The 22,013-nt window shown below is 67.1% G+C and carries 17 protein-coding genes and 8 tRNA genes; 19 read left to right on the top strand and 6 right to left on the bottom strand.

All coding sequences use genetic code 11. The features are described from left to right. The first annotated feature begins 74 nt into the window (after positions 1-74). The 8 genes from AB4850_RS25350 (at position 75) to AB4850_RS25315 (ending at position 10,113) form a co-directional block, all read left to right on the top strand. Complete coding sequence (locus AB4850_RS25350; protein ID WP_414442230.1) at positions 75-1,523, top strand: purine-cytosine permease family protein; 1,449 nt, start codon at positions 75-77, stop codon at positions 1,521-1,523. A gap of 17 nt (positions 1,524-1,540) precedes the next feature. Further along, entirely contained in the window at positions 1,541-2,458 is a 918-nt protein-coding gene (locus AB4850_RS25345; RefSeq protein ID WP_414442229.1) for a PfkB family carbohydrate kinase, read from the top strand. 391 nt (positions 2,459-2,849) lie between these two features. Further along, on the top strand, positions 2,850-3,197 hold the full coding sequence (locus AB4850_RS25340) for a hypothetical protein (RefSeq protein WP_414442228.1): 348 nt from the start codon (positions 2,850-2,852) through the stop codon (positions 3,195-3,197). Positions 3,198-3,415: 218 nt separating this feature from the next. Further along, a complete protein-coding gene (locus AB4850_RS25335) occupies positions 3,416-5,407 on the top strand; it encodes an extracellular solute-binding protein (RefSeq protein WP_414442227.1) in 1,992 nt (663 codons plus the stop codon). Positions 5,408-5,514: 107 nt separating this feature from the next. Beyond that, positions 5,515-6,555 (top strand): microcin C ABC transporter permease YejB, encoded by a 1,041-nt coding sequence (locus tag AB4850_RS25330; RefSeq protein WP_414442226.1) that lies wholly within the window; start codon positions 5,515-5,517, stop codon positions 6,553-6,555. A gap of 1 nt (position 6,556) precedes the next feature. Beyond that, positions 6,557-7,654: an ABC transporter permease gene (locus AB4850_RS25325; RefSeq protein WP_414442225.1), complete on the top strand. Its 1,098-nt coding sequence runs from the start codon at positions 6,557-6,559 to the stop codon at positions 7,652-7,654. A gap of 11 nt (positions 7,655-7,665) precedes the next feature. Further along, entirely contained in the window at positions 7,666-9,300 is a 1,635-nt protein-coding gene (locus tag AB4850_RS25320) for an ABC transporter ATP-binding protein (RefSeq protein WP_414445607.1), read from the top strand. 114 nt (positions 9,301-9,414) lie between these two features. Further along, the gene (locus AB4850_RS25315; protein ID WP_414442224.1) at positions 9,415-10,113 is read left to right on the top strand and encodes a C40 family peptidase; all 699 of its coding nucleotides are present in this window, start codon (positions 9,415-9,417) and stop codon (positions 10,111-10,113) included. A gap of 129 nt (positions 10,114-10,242) precedes the next feature. On the opposite strand, the gene AB4850_RS25310 is transcribed toward AB4850_RS25315, so the two are convergent. Next, the gene (locus tag AB4850_RS25310) at positions 10,243-11,175 is read right to left on the bottom strand and encodes a patatin-like phospholipase family protein (RefSeq protein ID WP_414442223.1); all 933 of its coding nucleotides are present in this window, start codon (positions 11,173-11,175) and stop codon (positions 10,243-10,245) included. A gap of 387 nt (positions 11,176-11,562) precedes the next feature. On the opposite strand from AB4850_RS25310, the gene gltX reads away from it, so the two are divergent. From gltX to AB4850_RS25260, 10 genes are all read left to right on the top strand, one after another. After that, positions 11,563-12,963 (top strand): glutamate--tRNA ligase, encoded by a 1,401-nt coding sequence (gltX, locus tag AB4850_RS25305; RefSeq protein ID WP_414442222.1) that lies wholly within the window; start codon positions 11,563-11,565, stop codon positions 12,961-12,963. A gap of 144 nt (positions 12,964-13,107) precedes the next feature. Then, a tRNA-Ala gene (locus AB4850_RS25300) sits at positions 13,108-13,183 on the top strand. 158 nt (positions 13,184-13,341) lie between these two features. Continuing rightward, positions 13,342-13,417: transfer RNA gene (locus AB4850_RS25295), tRNA-Glu, on the top strand. 78 nt (positions 13,418-13,495) lie between these two features. Continuing rightward, positions 13,496-13,572, top strand: a tRNA-Asp gene (locus tag AB4850_RS25290). Between the two features lie 78 nt (positions 13,573-13,650). Further along, positions 13,651-13,726, top strand: a tRNA-Glu gene (locus tag AB4850_RS25285). A gap of 79 nt (positions 13,727-13,805) precedes the next feature. After that, a tRNA-Asp gene (locus AB4850_RS25280) sits at positions 13,806-13,882 on the top strand. Positions 13,883-13,960: 78 nt separating this feature from the next. Then, positions 13,961-14,036, top strand: a tRNA-Ala gene (locus AB4850_RS25275). 27 nt (positions 14,037-14,063) lie between these two features. Beyond that, a tRNA-Glu gene (locus tag AB4850_RS25270) sits at positions 14,064-14,139 on the top strand. A 79-nt stretch (positions 14,140-14,218) separates the two neighbouring features. Continuing rightward, a tRNA-Asp gene (locus AB4850_RS25265) sits at positions 14,219-14,295 on the top strand. 173 nt (positions 14,296-14,468) lie between these two features. Next, positions 14,469-14,936 carry a GNAT family N-acetyltransferase gene (locus AB4850_RS25260; RefSeq protein ID WP_414442221.1) on the top strand — a complete coding sequence of 156 codons (468 nt, stop codon included), beginning with the start codon at positions 14,469-14,471 and terminating at the stop codon, positions 14,934-14,936. A gap of 40 nt (positions 14,937-14,976) precedes the next feature. Here the strand turns inward: AB4850_RS25260 and AB4850_RS25255 are convergent, their stop codons facing one another. Together AB4850_RS25255 and AB4850_RS25250 are read right to left on the bottom strand one after the other, a co-directional pair. Continuing rightward, positions 14,977-15,834 carry an AraC family transcriptional regulator gene (locus tag AB4850_RS25255; protein ID WP_414442220.1) on the bottom strand — a complete coding sequence of 286 codons (858 nt, stop codon included), beginning with the start codon at positions 15,832-15,834 and terminating at the stop codon, positions 14,977-14,979. 67 nt (positions 15,835-15,901) lie between these two features. After that, entirely contained in the window at positions 15,902-16,618 is a 717-nt protein-coding gene (locus AB4850_RS25250) for a haloacid dehalogenase type II (protein ID WP_414442219.1), read from the bottom strand. 161 nt (positions 16,619-16,779) lie between these two features. Here AB4850_RS25250 and AB4850_RS25245 point away from each other — a divergent pair, with 161 nt between their 5' ends. Further along, the gene (locus AB4850_RS25245) at positions 16,780-17,682 is read left to right on the top strand and encodes a LysR family transcriptional regulator (protein ID WP_414442218.1); all 903 of its coding nucleotides are present in this window, start codon (positions 16,780-16,782) and stop codon (positions 17,680-17,682) included. 240 nt (positions 17,683-17,922) lie between these two features. Here AB4850_RS25245 and aceA read toward each other — a convergent pair whose 3' ends face one another. From aceA to AB4850_RS25230, 3 genes are all read right to left on the bottom strand, one after another. Continuing rightward, positions 17,923-19,230 (bottom strand): isocitrate lyase, encoded by a 1,308-nt coding sequence (gene aceA, locus AB4850_RS25240; RefSeq protein ID WP_414442217.1) that lies wholly within the window; start codon positions 19,228-19,230, stop codon positions 17,923-17,925. Positions 19,231-19,639: 409 nt separating this feature from the next. Next, positions 19,640-21,262, bottom strand: a complete 1,623-nt coding sequence (locus AB4850_RS25235) for a DEAD/DEAH box helicase (protein ID WP_414442216.1) — start codon at positions 21,260-21,262, stop codon at positions 19,640-19,642. Between the two features lie 469 nt (positions 21,263-21,731). Further along, a complete protein-coding gene (locus tag AB4850_RS25230) occupies positions 21,732-22,001 on the bottom strand; it encodes an acyl-CoA-binding protein (protein WP_414442215.1) in 270 nt (89 codons plus the stop codon). Between the last annotated feature and the right edge of the window lie 12 nt (positions 22,002-22,013).

Raw genomic sequence — 22,013 nt, 5'->3', positions numbered from 1 at the left:
CGGCTGATTCACGCGGCCGCGCCTGCCTTGCCCGGCCGCGGCGCACCTCATGACCCGACCCAGGAGATCGACAGATGGCTTCGTCCCGCAAACCCGCGTCCGCCGGCAAGATCGAAGCGCGCGGCATCGAACCCGTGCCCGACGAGGAATGTCGCGGCCATCCGCTGCAATTGTTCTGGGTCTGGTTCGCCGCCAACATCAGCATCCTCGGGCTGCCGCTCGGCGCGACGCTGGTGGCGTTCCAGCATCTCGCGATCTGGCAGGCGATCCTGGTGGCGGTGATCGGCGCGGCGGGCTCGTTCGCGCTGGTCGGGGTGATCTCGATCGCCGGCCGGCGCGGCCATGCGCCGAGCCTGACGTTGTCGCGCGCGGTGTTCGGCGTGCGCGGCAACATCGGGCCGACCATCGTCTCGCTGCTGTCGCGGCTCGGCTGGGAAACCGTCAACACCACCACCGGCGCCTACGTGCTGCTGTCGCTGTGCTCGATCCTGTTCGGCTCGTCGGCCGACGCCAAAGCCGAGCCGGTGCTGACGCTGGTGTTCATCGCGATCTTCGTGGCCGCCACGCTGGTGGTGTCGGGCCTCGGCCATGCCACCTTGCTGGTGATCCAGAAGTGGTCGACATGGGTGTTCGGCGCGCTGAATTTGATCGTGGCCGGCTTCCTCGCGCAGTCGATCGACTGGCACGCCGTGTTCGCGGCCGCGCCGGCGCCGGCCAGCGCGGTGATCATCGGCATCGGCACGATCGCGGCCGGCACCGGGATCGGCTGGGCCAACGCGGGCGCCGACATGTCGCGCTACCAGGCGCGCGACGTGAAGGGCGGCGCGCTGGTGGCGTCGGCCGCGTTCGGCGCGGGCATTCCGCTGGTGCTGCTGGTCACGCTCGGCGCGCTGCTGTCGGTCGGCAACGACACGCTGGCCTCGGCCACCGATCCGATCGCGGCGATCCGCGATCTGCTGCCGCACTGGATGGCGATTCCGTATCTGATCGCCGCGTTCGGCGGGCTGCTGCTGTCGAACTATCTGTCGGTGTATTCGGCCGGCCTGACCACGCTGACGCTCGGTCTCAAGGTCAAGCGCGTGCAGGCGGTGGTGGTGGACATCGTGGTGATCTCGACCGGCTCGGTCTACTTCATGCTGATCGAGGGCAGCTTCTACGGCCCGTTCATCGGTTTCATCTCGCTGCTCGCGGTGCCGATCACGGCGTGGGTGGGGATCTTCATCGTCGATCTGGCCAGCCGTGACGGCTACCGGGCCGACGCGCTGCTCGACGTCAGCCCGGCCAGCGCCTACTGGTATCGCGGCGGCATCGAATGGCGCGCGTTCGGTGCGTGGGCGATCGCGATCGTGCTCGGGGCCTGCTTCCTGTCGATCGGCGAGCATGGGTTCCACGGGCCGTTCGCCGGCAGTTGGCTCGGCCGCAACGGGCTCGGCTGGGTCGTCACGTTCGTGGTGGGCGGCGGCCTGTACGCGCTGCTCGGCGGCGCGCGTCGCACGCGCAGCCTGCAGGAGCGCACGACATGACGGCGGCGGTTCCCCGCTTGATTCATACCGGACAGGTGCTGGTCGACCTGATCATGCGCGTGGGCGCCTTGCCGGCGCCGGGCGGCGACGTGCTGGCCTCCGAGGCGCGCTTCGAGGTGGGCGGCGGCTTCAACGTGCTGGCCGCCGCGCGGCGCAGCGGCATGGCCTGCGTCTATGCGGGCGGCCACGGCACCGGGCGCTTCGGCGAGCTGGCGCGACAGGCGCTGGCCGCCGAGGGCGTCGAGCTGGCCGCGCCGCGTGTGGCGGATCGCGATACGGGCGTATGCGTCGCGATCGTCGACGCCACCGCCGAGCGCACGTTCGTCACGCATCTCGGCGCGGAGGCCGTGCTCGAACGCGCGGTGCTCGATGCGCTGGCGGTCACGCCGCACGACGTGGTGTACGTGTCGGGCTACGCGCTGTGCCTGCCCGACAAGGGCGAGGTGCTGGCGGGCTGGCTCGAATCGCTCGACGACGCGGTGCCGGTCGCGTTCGATCCGGGGCCGCTGGTCGATACGATCGACGCCGCGCTGCTCGCGCGCGTGATGCGGCGCACGCGGATCTGGACCGGCAACCGCGAGGAGGCGCTGCGCCACACCGGCTGCGCGACGGCCGAGGCGGCGCTGGCCGCGATCGCCGCGCAGCTGCGCGACGATGGGCTGACGCTGGTGCGCGATGCCGGGCACGGCTGCCTCGTCGCATCGGGCGGCGCGGTGACGCGCGTGGCGGCGTTCGAGGTGGAGGCGGTGGACAGCAACGGCGCCGGCGATGCGCATACCGGCGTGCTGCTGGCGTCGCTCGCGCAGGGCCATGCACCACTCGCCGCGGCACGTCGCGCGAACGCCGCCGCCGCGCTGGCCGTCACGCGCTTCGGGCCGGCCACGGCGCCGCTTGCCGCCGAGATCGATGCGCTGGTGAACGCGCGCAACACCTGAGCGCAACGCGCAACGAGAGACGGGCGCGGTCGTCGCCCGATCGCGCAGCGGCGCCATGCCGCGTCGTCGCGCCATATCGCGCGGTATCACTACCCGCGCCGTGCGTCCCGATTCGGTGCCGCTGCGCCGCATTCACGCGCCGCCGGGCCGTATCGCAAGGCGGCTTCCCGACGCGGTTTCACGAAGCGCCGCTACAATACGCGCGCCGCGTTCGGCCCATGCCCCGCCGTCCCCGCATCGTCGTTGCCATTGCGCCGTCAAATGTAACAAGACGTTAGCGATGCACCGATCATGCGATTCCGCGCATCAGTTCTTACAAAGTGGAAATATGCGGACGCGGGCTGAGTCGTTATAGTCAAACCACTCAATGAAACCACCGGAAGGGGACTCCATGAAAAGCTTGCGTGTTGCTTCGCTCGTGACCGGTCTGGCCGCACTGTGCGTATCGGGCGCCGCAATGGCTGGCGTCAGTGTCGGTATCAACCTCGGCGCGCCGATGTATGCGCCCGCACCCGTTTATGCACCGCCGCCGCCCGCGTACTATCAACCGGCGCCGGTCTATGCGCCGCCGCCGGCCATCATCATCGGCTGGCATGGCGATCGTTATTGGGATGGCCGCCGCTACTGGGGCCGTCAGGAATGGAACCGTCATCACGGCGGCTGGCATGGCGGCGGCCCCGGCTGGCATGGCGGTGGTGGCGGCTGGCACGGCGGCGGCCACGACGGCTGGCGCCGTTAAGCCCGGCAGGGTGGGTTGCCTCACCCGTCAGGCCTGAAGGCGGGTTGCACGATCCGCCGCGCCTGATCAAAAAACCGCCCGCAACCGCCCGCATGCCGGGCGGTTTTTCTTTGGGCGCGCGCCGGGCGGCCGCGCTGCGCGCGCGAATGCGCCCCCTCGCCGGAACGGACTCGGTAGAATGCGCGACACAGCCACCGATCCACGAGCGATTCCGCCTCATGCCGATTTCGTCGTTCCGGACCGCCGCGTCCCGCCGTGTCGCACCTGCCGCCGTGGCGCTTGCCACGCTGTTCGATGTCGCCAAAGCCCGCGCCGCGATGGCCCGGTCGGCCGGGGCCGATGCCGATGCCGTGACGGGCCAGGCTGCCCGCCGTGTTGCCCCGCGCCGTGCGGCCTGGCTGCTCGCGCTGGCCGCCTGCGCCGCGCAGCCCGCGTATGCCGTCTACGCGATCGCGCAATACGGCGAGCCGAAATATCCGGCCGGCTTCAAGCACTTCGACTACGTGAACCCCGATGCGCCGAAAGGCGGCACGCTGGTGCTCGCGAATCCGAGCCGGCTCACGACCTTCGACAAGTTCAACCCGTTCACGCTGCGCGGCAACCCGGCGCCGGGCATCGGCATGCTGTTCGAGAGCCTGACTACCGGCAGCGCCGACGAACCGGCCAGCGCCTACGGCCTGCTGGCCGACGACATCGCGATCGCGCCGGACCGGATGTCGGTGACGTTCCACATCAACCCGCGCGCGCGCTTCTCGAACGGCGATCGGGTCACGGCCGCCGACGTGAAGTATTCGTTCGACACGCTGAAAAGCCCGAAGGCCGCCCCGCAATACGCGGCCTATTTCTCCGATATTTCGCAGGCGGTGGCGGTGGACGCGGCCACGGTCCGCTTCGAGTTCAAGCGCGCGAACCGCGAGTTGCCGCTGATCGCCGGCGCGATTCCGGTGTTCTCTCGCAAGTGGGGGAGCAAGCCGGATGGCTCGCAGGTGGCGTTCGACCAGCTCGCGTTCGAGACGCCGATCGGCAGCGGCCCCTATCTGATCGACCACTACGACAGCGGCCGCACCATCGACTACCGGCGCGATCCGAACTACTGGGGCGCCGGCCTGCCGGTGCGGGTGGGCACCAACAACTTCGCGCACATCGTCTACAAGCTGTACGGCGACGGCGTCGCGCGCCTCGAAGCGTTCAAGGCCGGCGAATACGACGCGATGGTGGAATACATCGCGCGCAACTGGGTGCGGCGCGACATCGGCAAGCGCTTCGACAGCGGCGAGCTGGTCAAGCGCGAATTCCGCCAGCATAACGGCGCGGGCATGCAGGGCTTCTTCATGAACCTGCGCCGGCCGCTGTTCCAGGACGTGCGCGTGCGCGAGGCGCTCGACCTCGCGTTCGATTTCGAATGGCTGAACCGGCAACTGTTCTTCGGCGGCTACACGCGCCTGAACAGCTATTTCGCCGATACCGAACTGCAGGCCACCGGCACGCCGGGCGAGGGCGAACTGGCGATTCTCGAACCGCTGCGCAAGCAGCTCGATCCGGCCGTGTTCGGGCCGATGCCCGAGCAGCCGTCCACCGCTGCGCCCGGCTCGCTGCGCGCCAATCTGCTGAAGGCCCGCGCGCTGCTGGCCGACGCCGGCTGGACCTACCGCGACGGCGCGCTGCGCAACGCGAAGGGCGAGCCGTTCCGCTTCGAGATCCTCGACGATTCGGGCAGTGCGATGGCGCCGGTGGTCACCGCCTATCAGCGCAATCTCGCCAAGCTCGGCATCGAGGCGAGCTTCCGCGCGGCCGATTTCGCGCTGCTGCAAAAACGGCTCGACGCGTTCGACTACGACATGACCACCGTGCGCTACCCCGGCGTGCAGGTGCCGGGCAGCGAGCAGGTCGCGCGCTTCGCGAGCCGCTATGCCGATCAGCCCGGCTCGGACAACATGATCGGGTTGAAATCGCCGGGCGTCGACGCGATCCTCGGCTCGCTCGTGCAGGCGCAGACACGCCCGCAACTGCTCGACGCCACCCACGCGCTCGACCGCGTGCTGATGCACGGCTATTACGCGATCCCGCAGTGGTACAGCACCGTGCATCGGATTGCCTACAAGCGCACGCTGGCCTATCCGGCGAGCTTGCCGCTGTACTATTCCGCCGAAGACTGGATCGCGTCGATGTGGTGGGCCACGCCCGCCCACGGCCAGCCGTCCGGCGACTGAGCGATGGCCGCGACCGCTTTGCCTTGCCCCGTCGTTGTCTCGTTCCCTGGGCGGCCCGCGTGGCCGTCGTCCCGCCAACCCTGAGTCAACCGCGCCCGATCTCGCCTATGTGGAGCTACATCCTCAAACGCCTGCTGCTGATGATTCCGACCTTGCTCGGCGTGCTGACCATCACGTTCGCGGTGATCCAGTTCGTGCCGGGCGGCCCGGTCGAACAGGCGGCGCAGGAGCTGCGCAAGGGCGCGGAGCAGGGCCATGCGCCGTTCGGCCTGCGCGGCTACTCGGGCGTCGATCCGCAGCAGCTCGCGCAACTGAAGGTGCTGTACGGCTTCGACAAGCCGCCGCTCGAACGCTACGGCCTGATGCTCGAACGCTTCGCGCATTTCGATCTCGGCCAGAGCTATTTCCACCATCAGAGCGTGGCGTCGCTGGTGGTGTCGAAGCTGCCGGTGTCGATCAGCATCGGCCTGTGGACGTTTCTGCTCAGTTACCTGATCTCGGTGCCGCTCGGCATCGCCAAGGCCGTGCGCAACGGCACGCCGTTCGACGTGGCGTCGAGCCTCGTGGTGCTGACCGGCTTCGCGATTCCGGGTTTCGTGCTCGGCGTGCTGCTGCTGGTGCTGTTCGCGGGCGGCTCGTTCTGGCAGTGGTTCCCGCTGCGCGGCCTGACCTCGGACAACTTCGCGCAACTGAGCGTGGGCGGCAAGATCCTCGATTACCTCTGGCACTTGGTGCTGCCGATCGCGGCCTCGGTGGTGGGCAGCTTCGCCACCATCACGATGCTGACCAAGAACGCGTTCCTCGACGAGATCCGCAAGCAGTACGTGCTGACCGCGCGCGCCAAGGGCCTCGGCGAGCGGCGCGTGCTGTGGAAGCACGTGTTCCGCAACGCGCTGGTGCCGCTGATCGTGGGCTTTCCGGCGGCGTTCGTCGGCGCGTTCTTCTCGGGCAGCCTGCTGATCGAGACGCTGTTCTCGCTCGACGGGCTCGGCCTGCTGTCCTACGAATCGATGATCCGCCGCGATTACCCGGTGGTGCTCGGCACGCTGTACGTGTTCACGCTGATCGGCCTCGTGACCAAGCTGATTTCCGACCTCTGCTATGTGTGGGTCGACCCGCGCATCCAATTCGACCGACTGGAGTCATGACGTGAGCCGAGCCGCCGTCTCCCCCCGGATCGACGCGGCGCGCGCGCGCGTCTCGCCGTCGCCCGCCCGCCGTGTCTGGCGGCGTTTCCGCAGCCAGCGCCTCGGCTACTGGAGCCTCGTGATCTTCGTGGTGGCGTTCGCCGCCAGCCTCGCCGCGCCGCTTTGGTCGAACGACCGGCCGCTGGTGGTGCGCTACGACGGGCATTACTACTTCCCGATCGTCAAGGATTACGCCGAAACCACCTTCGGCGGCGATTTCCCGACGCCGGCCGATTATCTCGATCCGTACGTGAGCCGCAAGCTCGACGCGCCCGGCAACTTCGTGATCTATCCGCCGAACCGCTATTCGTACACCACGCTGAACTACTTCTCGGCGCTGCCGAACCCGGCGCCGCCGTCGCGCGACAACTGGCTCGGCACCGATGCGCAGGGCCGCGACCTGCTCGCGCGGCTGGTGTACGGGTTTCGCGTGTCGGTCGAATTCGGGCTGGTGGTCACGCTGATCGGCACCTTGCTCGGCATCGCGGCCGGCGCGGTGCAGGGCTTCTACGGCGGGCGCATCGACATCGTCGGCCAGCGCCTGATCGAGATCTGGGGGGCCATGCCCGAGCTGTACCTGCTGTTCATCTTCGCGTCGATCTTCGAGCCGAGCTTCCTGCTGCTGATCGTGCTGGCGTCGGTGTTCGGCTGGATCGGGCTGTCCGACTACGTGCGTGCCGAATTCCTGCGCAACCGCACCCAGGATTACGTGCGCGCGGCGCGCGCGATGGGCCTGTCGAACTGGCAGATCGTCTGGCGGCACGTGCTGCCGAACAGCCTCACGCCGGTCATCACGTTCCTGCCGTTCCGCATGAGCGGCTCGATCATCGCGCTGACCAGCCTCGACTTTCTCGGCCTCGGCGTGCCGCCGCCCACCCCGAGCCTCGGCGAGCTGCTGGCGCAGGGCAAGGCCAACCTCGATGCCTGGTGGATCTCGCTCGCCACGTTCGTGGTGCTGGTGCTGACGCTGCTGCTGCTGACCTTCATGGGCGATGCGCTGCGCAATGCGCTTGATTCGCGGATCGCCGACACCTCGCGTGCGGCGGGAGGTGCGCGATGACGCCGGCGCCCATGCAGGGGCAGGTTCAAGCGCCCGCCGCCGAGCCGCTGCTGTCGATCGACGACCTGCGCGTGAGCTTCGGCGAGACGGCCGCCGTCGATGGCGTGTCGCTCGCGATCGGCCGCGGCGAGCGCGTCGCGCTGGTCGGCGAATCGGGTTCGGGCAAGAGCGTGACGGCGCTGGCGATCCTGCGGCTGCTGCGCGACGCCGAGGTGACGGGCCGCATCCGTTTCGACGGGCGCGATCTGGCCACGGCCGGCGAACGCGCGATGCGCGGCCTGCGCGGCTCGGAGATCGCGATGATCTTCCAGGAGCCGATGACGGCGCTCAATCCGCTCTACACGGTGGGCGACCAGATCATGGAAACCATCGTGCTGCACGACGGCGTGTCGAAGCGCGAGGCGCGCGCCCGCGCGATCGCGCTGCTCGGGCGCACCGGCATCGCCGAGCCGGAACGCCGCGTCGACAGCTATCCGCATCAGTTGTCGGGCGGCCAGCGCCAGCGCGCGATGATCGCGATGGCGCTGGCCTGCCGGCCGCGCCTGCTGCTGGCCGACGAGCCCACCACCGCGCTCGACGTGACGATCCGCGCGCAGATCGTCGAGCTGCTGCTCGACCTGCAACGCGACGCCGAACTGACGCGCGGCATGGCGATCCTGCTGATCACGCACGACCTGAACCTGGTGCGGCGCTTCGCGCAGCGCGTGGCGGTGATGGAAAAGGGCAGGCTGGTCGAGCAGGGCGAGGTCGAGCGGATTTTCGCCGACCCGGAGCATCCGTACACGCGCAAGCTGCTGAACAGCCGGCCGCGGCGCACGGTGGCGCCGGTGCTGCCGATCGCGCCGGTGGTGCTCGACGCGCAGGCCGTGACGGTGCGCTACCGGCAGAAGCTGCCCGGCATCGGCGGCTGGTTTCGCAGCGGCAGCTTCACGGCGGTCGACGGCGTGAGCGTGTCGGTGCGGCAGGGCGAGACGCTCGGGGTGGTCGGCGAGTCGGGTTCCGGCAAATCGACGCTGGCGATGGCGCTGCTCGGCCTGCAGCCGATCGCGGGCGGCGCGATCGAGTTCGACGGCCGGCCGCTGGCCGATTGGCGCGGCACCGACGCCCGCCGGTTGCGCGCGCGCATGCAGGTGGTATTTCAGGACCCGTTCGGCTCGCTGTCGCCGCGTCACACGATCGAGCGCATCGTCGGCGAGGGCCTGGCGCTGCATCGCCCCGAGCTGTCCGAGGCGGCGCGGCGCGACCGCGTGGTGGCCGTGCTGCGCGAGGTGGGCCTCGACCGCACGCTGCTGCACCGCTATCCGCACGAATTCTCGGGGGGCCAGCGCCAGCGCATCGCGATCGCCCGCGCGCTGGTGCTGGAGCCGCGCGTGCTGGTGCTCGACGAGCCCACCAGCGCGCTCGACGTGTCGATCCAGCAGCAGGTGCTGAAGCTGCTGGCCGGCCTCCAGCAGAAATACAACCTCGGCTACGTTTTCATCAGCCACGACCTCGAGGTGATCGGGGCGATGGCGCACCGCGTGGCGGTGATGCAGGACGGCGTGATCGTCGAAACCGGCGAAGTCGGAAAAATCTTCACGAAACCGTCACATGCTTATACGCGAAAGCTGTTGGAAGCCGTTGATTTGACTGGGTTGCCCCAATGATGTGCAGATTGTGATTGATTTTTTCAATTCGTTTTGACAAACAAATACCGTCTAGCTAGTATCGACCGAAATTTCCGCCAATCAGCTGATTTTTAAGCACAAAATTACCGACTGATGCAGCATCGATCTCTTACTCAAGCCTGCAAGCGCGCCGTCGCTGGGCTAGTCGTCGGCGTTCTGGTTTCGGCATCTTCCGGCGCGTTCGCCGACGATACTGTCCGTTTAAGCCAGGATGTCACGCTCACGAACCCGTCGGGTTCGTCTTCCGCCTCCCAAAATACCCCCGCCACGCAAGCTGCCGCCTCGTCGAGCACGAGCAGCGCGAAGTCGTTCCTGTCCGGCATGGCCGGCAAGGCCGGCGACGTGGTGGTCGGCGCGCTGAACATGATCGGCGTGCGTTACCGCTGGGGCGGCAATTCGCCGGATTCGGGCCTCGATTGCAGCGGCTTCGTGCGTTACGTGTTCCAGGACACGCTCGGCATGTCGCTGCCGCGCCGCGCCGAGGAAATGAGCCGCGTCGGCGAAAAGGTTCGCGTCAGCGAACTGAAGCCGGGCGATCTCGTGTTCTTCAACACGATGCGCCGTGCGGCCTCGCACGTCGGCATCTATATCGGCGACAACAAGTTCGTGCATTCGCCGTCCACCGGCAGCACGATCCGTGTCGACGACATGGAAAACAGCTACTGGGTGAAGCGTTTCGACGGCGCGCGCCGGATCGAATCGCAATTCGACGGCAAGCCCGACGACCTGCGTCAGCGCGTGAGCGCGACGCTCGGCGTCAGCGGCTCGGATTTCAACACGGGCAACCAATAAGGCGCAGGGTCGCGCGGGAGGTTTTCAGTCGACCTCCCGATCGTCCCGGCCAGTCGTTCCGAGTTCAGGATCGGTTCCGAATCACCCCCGGCCTCCGCAAGGAGCCCGGGGTTTTGTGCTTTGGCGTGCTCAAGCCGTCGCGCGCGCTTGAGCGGCGGCCAGCTTGCTCTTCAACTCGGGCATGATCTTCGCGGCCGCTTCCTCGCCGGCCAGGATCGCGGCGTTGCGCTGCGTGAAATCGCTGGCGCTCATCGCGGCCAGGTTCGGGCGGATCACCATGTCGGCGTATTTGTCGAGTTCGTAGGCCTTGATGGTCTGGCCCATGATCGTGAAGGTCTGCAGCAGCAACTCGATCGGGTTGTTGGTGGCCGCGCCTTCGGGGCGGGCCGAGATGTCGACCGCGATCACGAAATCGGCGCCCATCTTGTGCGCGAACGAGGCCGGCACCGGGCTGACGAGGCCGCCGTCCACGTATTCGCGCGAGCCGATCTTCACCGGCTCGAACACTGAAGGCACGCTGCTCGAGGCGCGCACCGCCAGGCCGGCATTGCCGCGCTGGAACAGGATCGGCTGGCCGCTTTGCAGGTCGGTCGCGACGATGCCGAGCGGCTTGGCCATCTTCTCGATCGGCCGGTTGTTCAGCGTTTTGTTGATGTAGTTTTGCAGCGCCACGCCCATCAGCAGGCCGCGCGAGCGCCACGGCAGCGCCCAGTCGCTGATCGAGGCTTCGTCCATCGTCAGCGCCAGCTTGTTGATGTCGAAGGCGTTCATGCCCGACGCATAGAGCGCGCCCACCACCGAGCCGGCGCTGGTGCCGGCCACCATGTCGATCGGAATGCTGTGCGCTTCCAGGCCCTTGAGCACGCCGATGTGCGCGAAGCCGCGCGCCGCGCCGCCGCCGAGCGCGACGGCCACCTTGAGCGGGCGGCGCTGCGTCGCGGCGGCCGGCGGCGGGGTGTTGCCGTTGTCGGACTTGCCGCCGAACGAGGTGCAGGCGGTCAGCGAGGCGGACATCGCGGCCAGCGAGAACTGGCGGCGGGACAGGCGAGGGGACGACGACATCGGCGGATTCTCCGGCTAGAACGGTGGCGCAGGCAAGGCGCGGGCAGGCGGACACACGGCGAGGCGGCTGCGCCTTGACGGCGCCCGGGCGGACCTCGCGCGCGGCGGACCCGCCGCGGCGCGCACATCATAAATCAAGCGGCAGGGCGCGGGCGGGAACCGGCGAAGGGCGAGGGCGGCTGCGCGCGCCGGTTCGGCCTGGCCGTTCGGCCCAGTCCGCCAGCCCTTCGAAGCCGGCGCGCGGCGGGTATAATTCCGGATCGTTTTTATTTCGTTCCGGCTCCGGCTGCGCCCGCGCGCATGGCGCGCACCGTGCGCCGTGGCCGCGTCGTTTGTCATCCGAGCCTTGTCATCCGAGCCGCGCAAGCGGCCATCGAGTTTCCGCCCATGACCCGTCCTGTCCGTACCCGTTTCGCGCCCAGCCCGACCGGCTTCATCCACCTCGGCAACATCCGCTCCGCGCTCTATCCGTGGGCATTCGCCCGCAGCACGCAGGGCGTGTTCGTGCTGCGCGTCGAGGACACCGATGTCGAGCGTTCGTCGGAAGCCTCGGTGGACGCGATCCTCGAAGGCATGAAGTGGCTCGACCTCGATTTCGACGAAGGCCCGTTCTACCAGATGCAGCGCATGGATCGTTACCGCGAGGTGCTCGCGCAGATGGTCGAAAAGGGGCTCGTCTATCCGTGCTACATGTCGAGCGAGGAACTGGACGCGCTGCGCGAACGCCAGCGCGAGGCCGGCGAAAAGCCGCGCTACGACGGCACCTGGCGCCCGGAGCCGGGCAAGGTGCTGCCCGAGCCGCCGGCCGGCGTGCAGCCGGTGCTGCGTTTCCGCAACCCGCTGACCGGCTCGGTGGTGTGGGACGACGCGGTGAAGGGTACGATCGAAATCTCGAACGAGGAACTCGACGACCTCGTGATCGCGCGCCCCGACGGCACGCCGACCTACAACTTCTGTGTTGTCGTCGACGATCTCGACATGCAGATCACGCACGTGATTCGCGGTGACGATCACGTCAACAACACCCCGCGCCAGATCAATATCCTGCGCGCACTCGGCGGCCAGGAGCCGGTCTACGCCCACTTGCCCACCGTGCTGAACGAGCAGGGCGAAAAGATGAGCAAGCGGCACGGCGCGATGAGCGTGATGGGCTACCGCGACGCAGGCTATCTGCCGGAAGCGGTGCTCAACTACCTGGCGCGCCTCGGCTGGTCGCACGGCGACGCGGAAATCTTCTCGCGCGAACAGTTCGTGTCGTGGTTCGACCTCGCGCACCTCGGCAAGTCGCCGGCGCAGTACGACCAGGCCAAGCTCGACTGGCTCAACAACCACTACATCAAGGAAGCGGACAACGCGCGCCTGGCCGAGCTGGCCAAGCCGTTCTTCGCGGCGCTCGGCATCGACGAGGCCACGCTCGAGAACGGCGCGGCGTTGCCGGCCGTGATCGGCCTGATGAAGGATCGCGCCTCGACCATCAAGGAAATCGTCGAGGGCGCCGCGATGTTCTACCGCGTGCCGGCGCCCGATGCGGAAGAGCTCGCGCAGCGCGTGACCGACGCCGTGAAGCCCGCGCTGGCCGATCTCGCCACCGCGCTGAAAACGGCCGAGTGGACCAAGGAAGGCATCGCCGCGGCGCTGAAAGGCGCGCTGGCCGCGCACGGCCTGAAGATGCCGCAACTCGCGATGCCGGTGCGCTTGCTGGTGGTCGGCACCACGCACACGCCGTCGATCGATGCGGTGCTGGCGCTGCTCGATCGCGATGCCGTCGTGTCGCGTCTCGCGGCGTGAGGTGAGGGCGGTTTCGGAGGCCGTCGCCTGCGCTTGAGGCGGGCGGTTTCCGGGCTGAACGCGGGGTGGAAATTTTGTGATCCCGATAAAAAGGGTATTTACAAACCCCAAGTCGCTCTCTATAATCTCGTTTCTGTTCTGCAAGGGGGTATAGCTCAGCTGGGAGAGCGCTTGCATGGCATGCAAGAGGTCAGCGGTTCGATCCCGCTTACCTCCACCAACAGAACAGTGTTTTATGCAGTATCTTGGTTAAAGCGCTTGTCGTGAACGGGTTGAAAAAAATCCTTCACAAAACGCTGAAAATCAGTAAGAATCTCGGTCTTTGCTGAATGCGCAAAACAGCAAAAACCAGCAGCAAGACAAATCTGCAAAGATTTTGTCCCCTTCGTCTAGAGGCCTAGGACATCACCCTTTCACGGTGAGTACAGGGGTTCGAATCCCCTAGGGGACGCCAGTTAAAGCGTCGTGCCCGGTTGGCGCGATGTTGATGGGCCGGCAGCAGAATGCGCCGGTCAGTCGGGAAGCATAGTGTGGAGCGGTAGTTCAGTTGGTTAGAATACCGGCCTGTCACGCCGGGGGTCGCGGGTTCGAGTCCCGTCCGCTCCGCCACCAACACGCAAAGCCCGTTCGGCTGTTTCGATGAACGGGCTTTATCGTTAAAGGTGCAAGCAGTCGAAGCAGTACGCAGTCCCCTTCGTCTAGAGGCCTAGGACATCACCCTTTCACGGTGAGTACAGGGGTTCGAATCCCCTAGGGGACGCCAAACACAGGCGTCGTTCGAGATTGATTCGATCGATGTGGCGGCAGGAGCGACCAACGCCTGCTGGTGGTAGTGAAAAGCTGGAGCGGTAGTTCAGTTGGTTAGAATACCGGCCTGTCACGCCGGGGGTCGCGGGTTCGAGTCCCGTCCGCTCCGCCAGATACGTCAAGCCCGTTCGGCTGTTCGTTGAACGGGCTTTGTTGTAAATGAGCAGGTAGTAGTGCTGTCGCGGTGCATGGGGGTATAGCTCAGCTGGGAGAGCGCTTGCATGGCATGCAAGAGGTCAGCGGTTCGATCCCGCTTACCTCCACCAACAACGCGGCAATAGAAGCAGTACGCAGTCCCCTTCGTCTAGAGGCCTAGGACATCACCCTTTCACGGTGAGTACAGGGGTTCGAATCCCCTAGGGGACGCCAAACACAGGCGTCGTTCGAGATTGATTCGATCGATGTGCCGGCAGGAGCGACCAACGCCTGCTGGTGGTAGTGAAAAGCTGGAGCGGTAGTTCAGTTGGTTAGAATACCGGCCTGTCACGCCGGGGGTCGCGGGTTCGAGTCCCGTCCGCTCCGCCAGAATGCAAAGCCCGTTCAGGATGTCCTGAACGGGCTTTTTGCTTTGGTACGCCGTTCGGGCAAGCCGGCTCTGTCGCCGAATTTCGCGCGCCGCTGCAAATCGGGGCAATCCGGCATTGCATCGGCGGCGCGCTAGGTTATCGTGGCGGGGATCCGGGATATTTCACGATGCCATGTTCGATCCCATCGACGTCAGACTGCTGTTTCAGCTTCGCCCGGCCGAGCCGGCGGATTTCGAATTCGCCGAAATGCTCACGCACGCCAACATGGGCGATTACTACCGCCGCCACGGTTTGCAGTGGCGCGCCGATCTGTTCTATCTGAGCTGGTGCGAATCGGAGAACTTCATTCTGGAGCGCGACGGCGCACGCGTCGGCATGATGCGGCTGACCGAGGAGGGCGATTCGCTGCATATCCGCGACGTGCAGATCAGCGCAGGGCATCGCGGCTTCGGCGCGGGCAGCTATCTGCTCGACACGGCGCATCGCTGGGCGCAGGCGCGCGGGCTGCGCGAAACGCAATTGCGCGTGTTCGTGGACAACCCGGCCGCCAAACTCTATCTGCGCATGGGCTATCGGCTCGCGGGGCCACGGCTCGCGCAACTCGGTTCGATTCGTCACATGGTGCGGCGCGTGAACTGAACGCGCGGCGAGGACAATCCCGATGCCGTCGTGAGCGTGCTCAGTCCGTATCGTCGCGCGCGGCCAGTTCGGCCTGTGCGGCGGGATCTTCAGGATCGGGCGGCGGCGCGCCCGCGTCGCCGAGCATGAAGGCGCGCGGGCTTTTTCCGAACGCGCGCCGGAACATCGCCGAGAACGCGCTCTGGCTTTGATAGCCCAGCTCCTGCGCGACGTGCGACATCGGCCGCCCCTGGTTCAGCAGCGGGATCGCCCGTGCGAGCAGCGCCTGCTGCTGCCATTGCGTGAAACTTACCCCCAACTCCTGACGGAACAGCCGCGCGATGGTGCGCGTGCTCGCGCCCACGTGGGCGGCCCAGTAGTCGAGCGATTCGGCCTGCGCCGGATGCGCGAGCACGGCCTCGCATAGCGCGCGCAGCCGTTTTTCGGTCGGCATCGGCACGGCAAGCGGCAACGGCTCGCTGCGTGTCAGTTCGTCGAGGATCAGCGCGGTCAGCATCCGTTCACGCGCCTGCGGCAGGTCGCGCGCATCGAGCGCGACGATCAACTCGCGCAGCAGCCCCGACACTTCCACCACGCGGCAATCGGCGAGGCCGTCGGGAATCGCGGATTCGTCGATATAGAGCGTGCGCAGGAACGCGTCCTCGACCACCACGATCTCGTGCGCGACGTGCGGCGGCGTCCAGATTGCGCGCGACGGCGGGACCATCCAGGTGGTGCCGGCCGTCGTCACGCGCAGCACGCCGCGCGGTGCGTAGGCGAGCTGCGCCCAGGCGTGCGTGTGCTGCGGGATGCGCGTGGCGGCCGGCATCGGCCGGGGCCGCACGCGCAACGGGTGCTCGGGCGTGGGCGCGAATTCGGGCGGGATGTCGATCGTGATCGAGGCGTCGGACGGGTTCATCGAATGCGGTCGGGCAACGAAGGCGGACCGCCATTGTAAGAGCGCTGCCGCGCGATGCGCGTGGCCTTCAGGCGGCGAGGCCGGTCACGAAGGCGAGCAGGTCGTCCATGCCGGCGCCGGTGGCGGCCGGCGCGATGCCGAGTTCCTCGCCCGGCGCGCCGCTGCGATTGAGCCAGAACGTGGTGTAGCCGAACCAGCCCGCACCGGCGGCATCCCAGCCGTTCGACGAGACGAACGCGATTTCATGCGGCTCGGCGTCGAATGCGCGGGTGCCGAGCCGGTAGGCGGCCGCGGCCGGCTTGTAGGCGCGTACGGCTTCCACCGACAGCACGCGATCGAACAGGCCCGCCATGCCGGCGCTTTTCACGGCGATGTCGAGCATGCGCGTGTCGCCGTTCGACAGGATCGCCAGCCGCGGCGCGCCGGGCAGTGCGCGCAGGCGGCGCAGCACGGGCACCGTGTCGGGATAGGTGGACAGGCAGGCGTATTCGTCCATCAGGCGCTTCTCGGCCGATGCGCCGAGCGCGAGGCCCAGCGAGCGCGCGGCATGGCGCAGCGCATCGAGTGTGATGTCCCAGAACGGGCGGTAGCGCGCGCCGTCCGGCGCCGACAGCGTGCGCAACTGCGTGTACTCGATCTGCTTGCGCCGCCAGAGCTGCGAGAGCGCCTCGCCGCGCCCCGGGAACAATTGCTCGGCTGCGGCCACCACGGCGTGCACGTCGAACAGCGTGCCGTAGGCGTCGAACAGGATGGCTTTGGGGAAGGGGGCCGCGATGGGCGACATGGCCATGCGCTCCGGTGAGAGGTCGGAAGCCGATTCTATTCGTGATGCGAGCGGCTCAAAAGGCGGCTAACGATCACTTGATCTTTTACTTTTACCAACCTAGTCTGGCGGTCATCGCGGGCGCGACGTTCCGCGCTTCCTTTCCGCTTCCGTTTTTCCTCATGGACCGTTTCAAGCAGATCGAGACTTTCATCTCCGTTGCCGCGAAGGGCAGCCTGTCGGCCGCCGCCAACGCCGAGGGGGTTGCGCCGGCCATCATCGGCCGCCGGCTCGATGCGCTGGAGGAGCGGCTGGGCGTCAAGCTGCTGGTGCGCACGACGCGCAAGCTCACGCTGACGTTCGAGGGCTCGGCCTTCCTCGAGGATTGCCAGCGCATCGTGCACGACATGCAGAACGCGGAGGCCAGCGTGTCGGCCGGCGGCGTGAAGGCGAGCGGCCATCTGCGCGTGTCGGGGCCGGCCGGCTTCGGGCGCCGGCACGTCGCGCCGCTGATCCCGGCGTTCACGGGCGCGCACCCCGACGTGACGATCACGCTCGATCTGTCGGATCGGGTGGTCGATCTCGTCAACGAGGGCTTCGATTGCGCGGTGCGGCTCGGCGAGCTGCCCGATTCGTCGCTGGTGTCGCTGAAGCTCGGCGAGAACCGGCGCGTGTGCGTGGCCTCGCCCGGCTACCTGGCGCGGGCCGGCACGCCGGCCACGCTCGACGATCTGGCGCGCCATCACTGTCTGGCGCTGGCCGCCAACGCCAACCAGCAGCGCGGCTGGGTGTTCCAACAGGACGAGCGGACCGTGTCGATTCGCGTGAATGGCACGATGGAATGCTCGGACGGCGCGGTGCTGCACGAATGGTGTCTGGCCGGGCAGGGGCTGGCGTGGCGCTCGTGGTGGGAGGTCGGCGCGGATATCGCGGCGGGCCGGCTGGTCAGCGTGCTCGACGCGTTCGCCGCGCCGCCGATCGGCATCCACGCGGTGTTTCCGCAGCGCCGCCATCTGCCGCTGCGCGTGCGCCTGTTTCTCGATTTCCTCAAGCACACCTACGAACGGCCCGGATACTGGGGCTGACGGCGAGGGTCGGCAGGCGCGGTCGCATGGCTGCGGCGGCGTAAACGGAAAAACCGCGCGCCGAAGCCGGCGCGCGGGTCGTAACGATCTTGAAACTGGATTGGCCCGTGTCGGGCGTCTCCGTTGCCGGACGCGTGCATCGCGCGCCCGGCTTGTCCTGGCTTGTTGTTGTCGCTCCCTGAAACGGCGCATCGGGGATGCGCCTGACCCGTGCCAGCGGGTTCCTTGCCGGTCAGCCGTTCAGGCGACCTTCTTGCTGTCGAAGAACTGTTCGTCCTCGGTCGAGCCATGCAGCGCCGTGGTCGAAGCGTCGCGCTCGACCGTCTGCGTGACCGCGTCGAAGTAGCCGGTGCCCACTTCGCGTTGATGCTTGACCGCCGTGAAGCCCTTGTCGGCGGCAGCGAACTCGGCCTGCTGCAACTCGACGAACGCGCTCATCTGCGAACGGGCGTAGCCGTGCGCGAGGTTGAACATCGAATAGTTCAGCGAGTGGAAGCCGGCCAGCGTGATGAACTGGAACTTGTAGCCCATCGCGCCGAGTTCCTTCTGGAACTTCGCGATCGTCGCGTCGTCGAGGTTCTTCTTCCAGTTGAACGACGGCGAGCAGTTGTACGACAGCATCTTGCCCGGGAACTGCTTGTGGATCGCCTCGGCGAACTTCTTCGCGTACTCGAGATCCGGCTTGCCGGTTTCACACCACACCAGGTCGGCGTACGGCGCATAGGCGAGGCCGCGCGAGATGGCCTGCTCGATGCCCGGCTTGGTGCGGTAGAAGCCTTCCACGGTGCGCTCGCCGGTCAGGAACGGCTTGTCGTTGTCGTCGACGTCGGAGGTGATCAGGTCGGCCGCTTCGGCGTCGGTGCGGGCGATCAGCACGGTCGGCGTGCCCATCACGTCGGCGGCCAGGCGCGCGGCGGTCAGCTTCGCGACGTTCTCGCGGGTCGGCACCAGCACCTTGCCGCCCATGTGGCCGCACTTCTTGACCGAGGCCAGTTGATCCTCGAAGTGCACGCCCGAGGCGCCCGATTCGATCATCGCCTTCATCAGCTCGAACGCGTTGAGCACGCCGCCGAAACCGGCTTCGGCATCGGCCACGATCGGCGCGAAGTAGTCGACATAGCCTTCGTCGCCCGGGTTCTTGCCTTCCGACCACTGGATCTGGTCGGCGCGTGTCAGCGTGTTGTTGATGCGCTTGACGACCAGCGGCACCGAGTTGGCCGGGTACAGCGACTGATCCGGGTACATCTCGCCGGCCACGTTCGCGTCGCCCGCCACTTGCCAGCCCGACAGATAGATCGCCTTGAGGCCGGCCTTCACCTGCTGCATGGCCTGGTTGCCGGTCAGCGCGCCGAGCGCGTTGACGAACGGCTCGTCGTTGACGAGGCTCCAGAGCTTTTCGGCGCCGCGCTTGGCCAGCGTGTGCTCGACTTCGATCGAACCGCGCAGGCGGATCACGTCTTCAGCCGTATAGGCGCGCTTGATGCCCTTCCAGCGCGGATCGGTTTCCCACTTCTGTTGCAGTTCCTTCGCCTGTTGTTGACGCGACATGATCGACTCCTTGAATGAGGGTGAATCGGGATGAGTATCGAATCCGGGGTCACGTCGGCGGGCGGGGTGGAGAACCGGGCGCCGCGTTTCGTGAACTCTTGTAGAAGAGTCTAGGGAAGCGGCGGGCGCGGTGATAGCGGCTTGGATGCGTCTCTCTAAATTATTTAATCGTTATGAATCAATTGCTTGTGTGATTCGTTTCGCAATGAGGAATGCCTTTTCCCATCTCGCAATCGCGTCCTTGTGCCACGCAACATGATTTTTTACGAGGCAAAAAAATTTTCCGCATCGTGAAATTTCGAGCGCGGGCGAAAAAAAACCGGTGCCGAAGCACCGGTTGTTCATTCGCGAGCCGCGAGACGGGCGAGGCGAGGGCCGTTCAGGGCCGCTCGTTCACCCGTGCATTCGCTCAGGCCGTGCCGCGACGCGGGCCGCGCGGGCCGTCGCTGCGACGGTTGCCGCCACCGTAACCGCCTTCGCGATTGCCGCCGCCGAAGCCGCCTTCACGGTTGCCGCCGGCCGACTTGCCGCTCCAGCCGCCGCCATTGCCGCCACCGTTGCCGCTGCCATAGCTGCGACCGCCTTCGCGGTTGCCGCCAGCGTAGCCGCCTTCACGGCTGCCGGCCGGCTTGCCGGCGCCGCTGCCGAAGCGGCGGCCACCATTGCCGTTGCCCGGACGGCCACGGCCGCCGCTCGGCGCGCCATTGCGCGGGGGCGCCTTGCGCGGCTCGAAGCCTTCGACGACGTTGACCGGCAGCGGCGAACGCACGAAGCGCTCGATGCGCTTGAGCGCGCCTTGCTCGGCGTGGTGCACCAGGCTCACCGCGGTGCCGGTGCGGCCGGCACGGCCGGTACGACCGATACGGTGAACGTAGTCTTCGGCGAACTTCGGCAGGTCGTAGTTGAACACGTGCGTGATGCCCGGGATGTCGATCCCGCGCGCGGCCACGTCGGTGGCGACCAGCACGCGCACACGGCGCTCGCGCAGGGCGCGGATCGTGCGGTTGCGTGCGCCTTGCGGCAGGTCGCCGTGCAGGGCGGCCGATTCGAAACCGGCGTCGGCCAGACGGCCGGCCAGGTTGTCGGCGTCGATCTTGGTGGCCGTGAAGATGATCGCCTGGTCGAGCGACTCGTGGCGCAGCAGGTGATCGAGCAGACGATCCTTGTGATCGCGGTCGTCGACGTAGTGGACGGTCTGGGCGATGTTGGTGCGCGCTTCGAGCTTCTGGACGATTTCGATGCGTTCCGGATCCTTCAGCAGGCGGCCCGTCAGCGAACCGATCTTGCCGTCGAGCGTGGCCGAGAACAGCATCGTCTGACGCGAAGCCGGCGTGGCCGCGACGATCGTTTCGATGTCGTCGATGAAGCCCATGTCGAGCATGCGGTCGGCTTCGTCGAGCACCAGGATCTTCAGATCCGACAGATCGATACGGCCGCGCTCGAGGTGGTCGAGCAGACGGCCCGGCGTCGCGACGAGGATTTCCGGGTTCTTGGCGAGCAGCATCAGCTGCTGGCCGTAGGCCACGCCGCCGAGAATGCTGACGGTGCGCAGGCGGCGCAGGTGCTTGCCGTAGTTCGCGGCGGCCGTGGTGACCTGCATCGCGAGTTCACGGGTGGGCGTGAGGACCAGCAGTTGCGGCTTTGCGACCGGCTGCGGGCGACGCTGGCGGCGGTCGGCCGATTGCGGCTCACGCGGCTGTTGCGCCTGCGTCTTCTGCACTTGGGCGAAGCGCTCGATGGCGGGCAGCATGAACGCGGCGGTCTTGCCCGAACCGGTCGGGCTGGACACCAGCAAGTCGCGGCCAGCGATGCCGGCGGGGATCGCACGCTCCTGAACGGGCGTCGGCTTCACATAGCCGGCGGCCTGCAGTGCGGAAACGATCTCCGGCGACAGCCCGAGCGATTCGAAGGTCGGGCCGTCGATCACCGGTTGCGCGGCTGCCTCGACGGGCGCCGGCGCGTCGGGGGTCGTCACGCCGAGTGCTTCGTCTGCAATCGCGGTGAGGGGGCTTTGGGGTTGGCTCGAAGTCATATCAATCCTTGAAACACGGTAGGTTAAACGTCGGCGCCAATCGTGCATGCCCAAGTCGACAAGTGCATCGAGCAAATCGGGAACGTGACGGACGTCCGCGTTCGGAGAACGCAGACTCACTCACGGGGGCGTCAAGAAGCTGTTTCGGGTGCGGCACACGGCGGAGCCCGGAAACCGGACATCGCCGAACACGCCGCCAGCCTGATACTTTGATGGCCGCAGGGGCCCAGAGAGGCAGGAGGGGACAGGTTCTAAACTGGATTGGAGCGAAACGTACGAGGCATCAGGCGGTGGGAGCACATGGCCGGCCAGTGCGTGATGCGGAGGCGAGTATAGCGGGATTTGCTGCGGCGCGCCACTGCTGGATGGCGTTTTTGTGAAATGCCGGCGCGTTGCGCGCCGGTTCGACACGTTTGCTTACGTTTGACGCCACTTATGTCGCACATCAGCGGCGTCGTACCGCGGCGGCTTACGAGGCGGTGCCGTTCTTCAGGTCTTCGACGAGCTGGACGTACTGCTGCTGGGCCTGTTCCTGCGCGGTGCCCTTGAGCGCGGCCCAGGCGTCGTACTTGTATTTGCCGACGATATCGGTGAAGCCCGGCTTGTCGCCGTGCACGTCGCCTTCGCTGCCTTGCTTGTAGAGCGCGTAGAGGCGCAGCAGCGTCATGTTGCCGGGGCGCTCGGTCAGTTGCTGGACGTCGTCCTGGGCTTGCTTGAACTGGGCGGTGATGTCGCTCATGCGGTGTCTCCG

The sequence above is a fragment of the Burkholderia sp. 22PA0106 genome (assembly GCF_047497155.1).
Taxonomy (GTDB): domain Bacteria; phylum Pseudomonadota; class Gammaproteobacteria; order Burkholderiales; family Burkholderiaceae; genus Burkholderia.
Note: the sequence above shows the minus strand (reverse complement) of the source record. Positions and strands in the feature narration are given on the sequence as shown.

Bases quoted from the DNA above. Each gene is read 5' to 3' on its own strand.
- AB4850_RS25350 (WP_414442230.1), top strand. From the start codon at position 75: ATGGCTTCGTCCCGCAAACCCGCGTCCGCCGGCAAGATCGAAGCGCGC.
- AB4850_RS25340 (WP_414442228.1), top strand. From the start codon at position 2,850: ATGAAAAGCTTGCGTGTTGCTTCGCTCGTGACCGGTCTGGCCGCACTG.
- AB4850_RS25335 (WP_414442227.1), top strand. From the start codon at position 3,416: ATGCCGATTTCGTCGTTCCGGACCGCCGCGTCCCGCCGTGTCGCACCT.
- AB4850_RS25330 (WP_414442226.1), top strand. From the start codon at position 5,515: ATGTGGAGCTACATCCTCAAACGCCTGCTGCTGATGATTCCGACCTTG.
- AB4850_RS25320 (WP_414445607.1), top strand. From the start codon at position 7,666: ATGCAGGGGCAGGTTCAAGCGCCCGCCGCCGAGCCGCTGCTGTCGATC.
- AB4850_RS25315 (WP_414442224.1), top strand. From the start codon at position 9,415: ATGCAGCATCGATCTCTTACTCAAGCCTGCAAGCGCGCCGTCGCTGGG.
- AB4850_RS25310 (WP_414442223.1), bottom strand. From the start codon at position 11,175: ATGTCGTCGTCCCCTCGCCTGTCCCGCCGCCAGTTCTCGCTGGCCGCG.
- gltX (WP_414442222.1), top strand. From the start codon at position 11,563: ATGACCCGTCCTGTCCGTACCCGTTTCGCGCCCAGCCCGACCGGCTTC.
- AB4850_RS25260 (WP_414442221.1), top strand. From the start codon at position 14,469: ATGTTCGATCCCATCGACGTCAGACTGCTGTTTCAGCTTCGCCCGGCC.
- AB4850_RS25255 (WP_414442220.1), bottom strand. From the start codon at position 15,834: ATGAACCCGTCCGACGCCTCGATCACGATCGACATCCCGCCCGAATTC.
- AB4850_RS25250 (WP_414442219.1), bottom strand. From the start codon at position 16,618: ATGTCGCCCATCGCGGCCCCCTTCCCCAAAGCCATCCTGTTCGACGCC.
- AB4850_RS25245 (WP_414442218.1), top strand. From the start codon at position 16,780: ATGGACCGTTTCAAGCAGATCGAGACTTTCATCTCCGTTGCCGCGAAG.
- aceA (WP_414442217.1), bottom strand. From the start codon at position 19,230: ATGTCGCGTCAACAACAGGCGAAGGAACTGCAACAGAAGTGGGAAACC.
- AB4850_RS25235 (WP_414442216.1), bottom strand. From the start codon at position 21,262: ATGACTTCGAGCCAACCCCAAAGCCCCCTCACCGCGATTGCAGACGAA.
- AB4850_RS25230 (WP_414442215.1), bottom strand. From the start codon at position 22,001: ATGAGCGACATCACCGCCCAGTTCAAGCAAGCCCAGGACGACGTCCAG.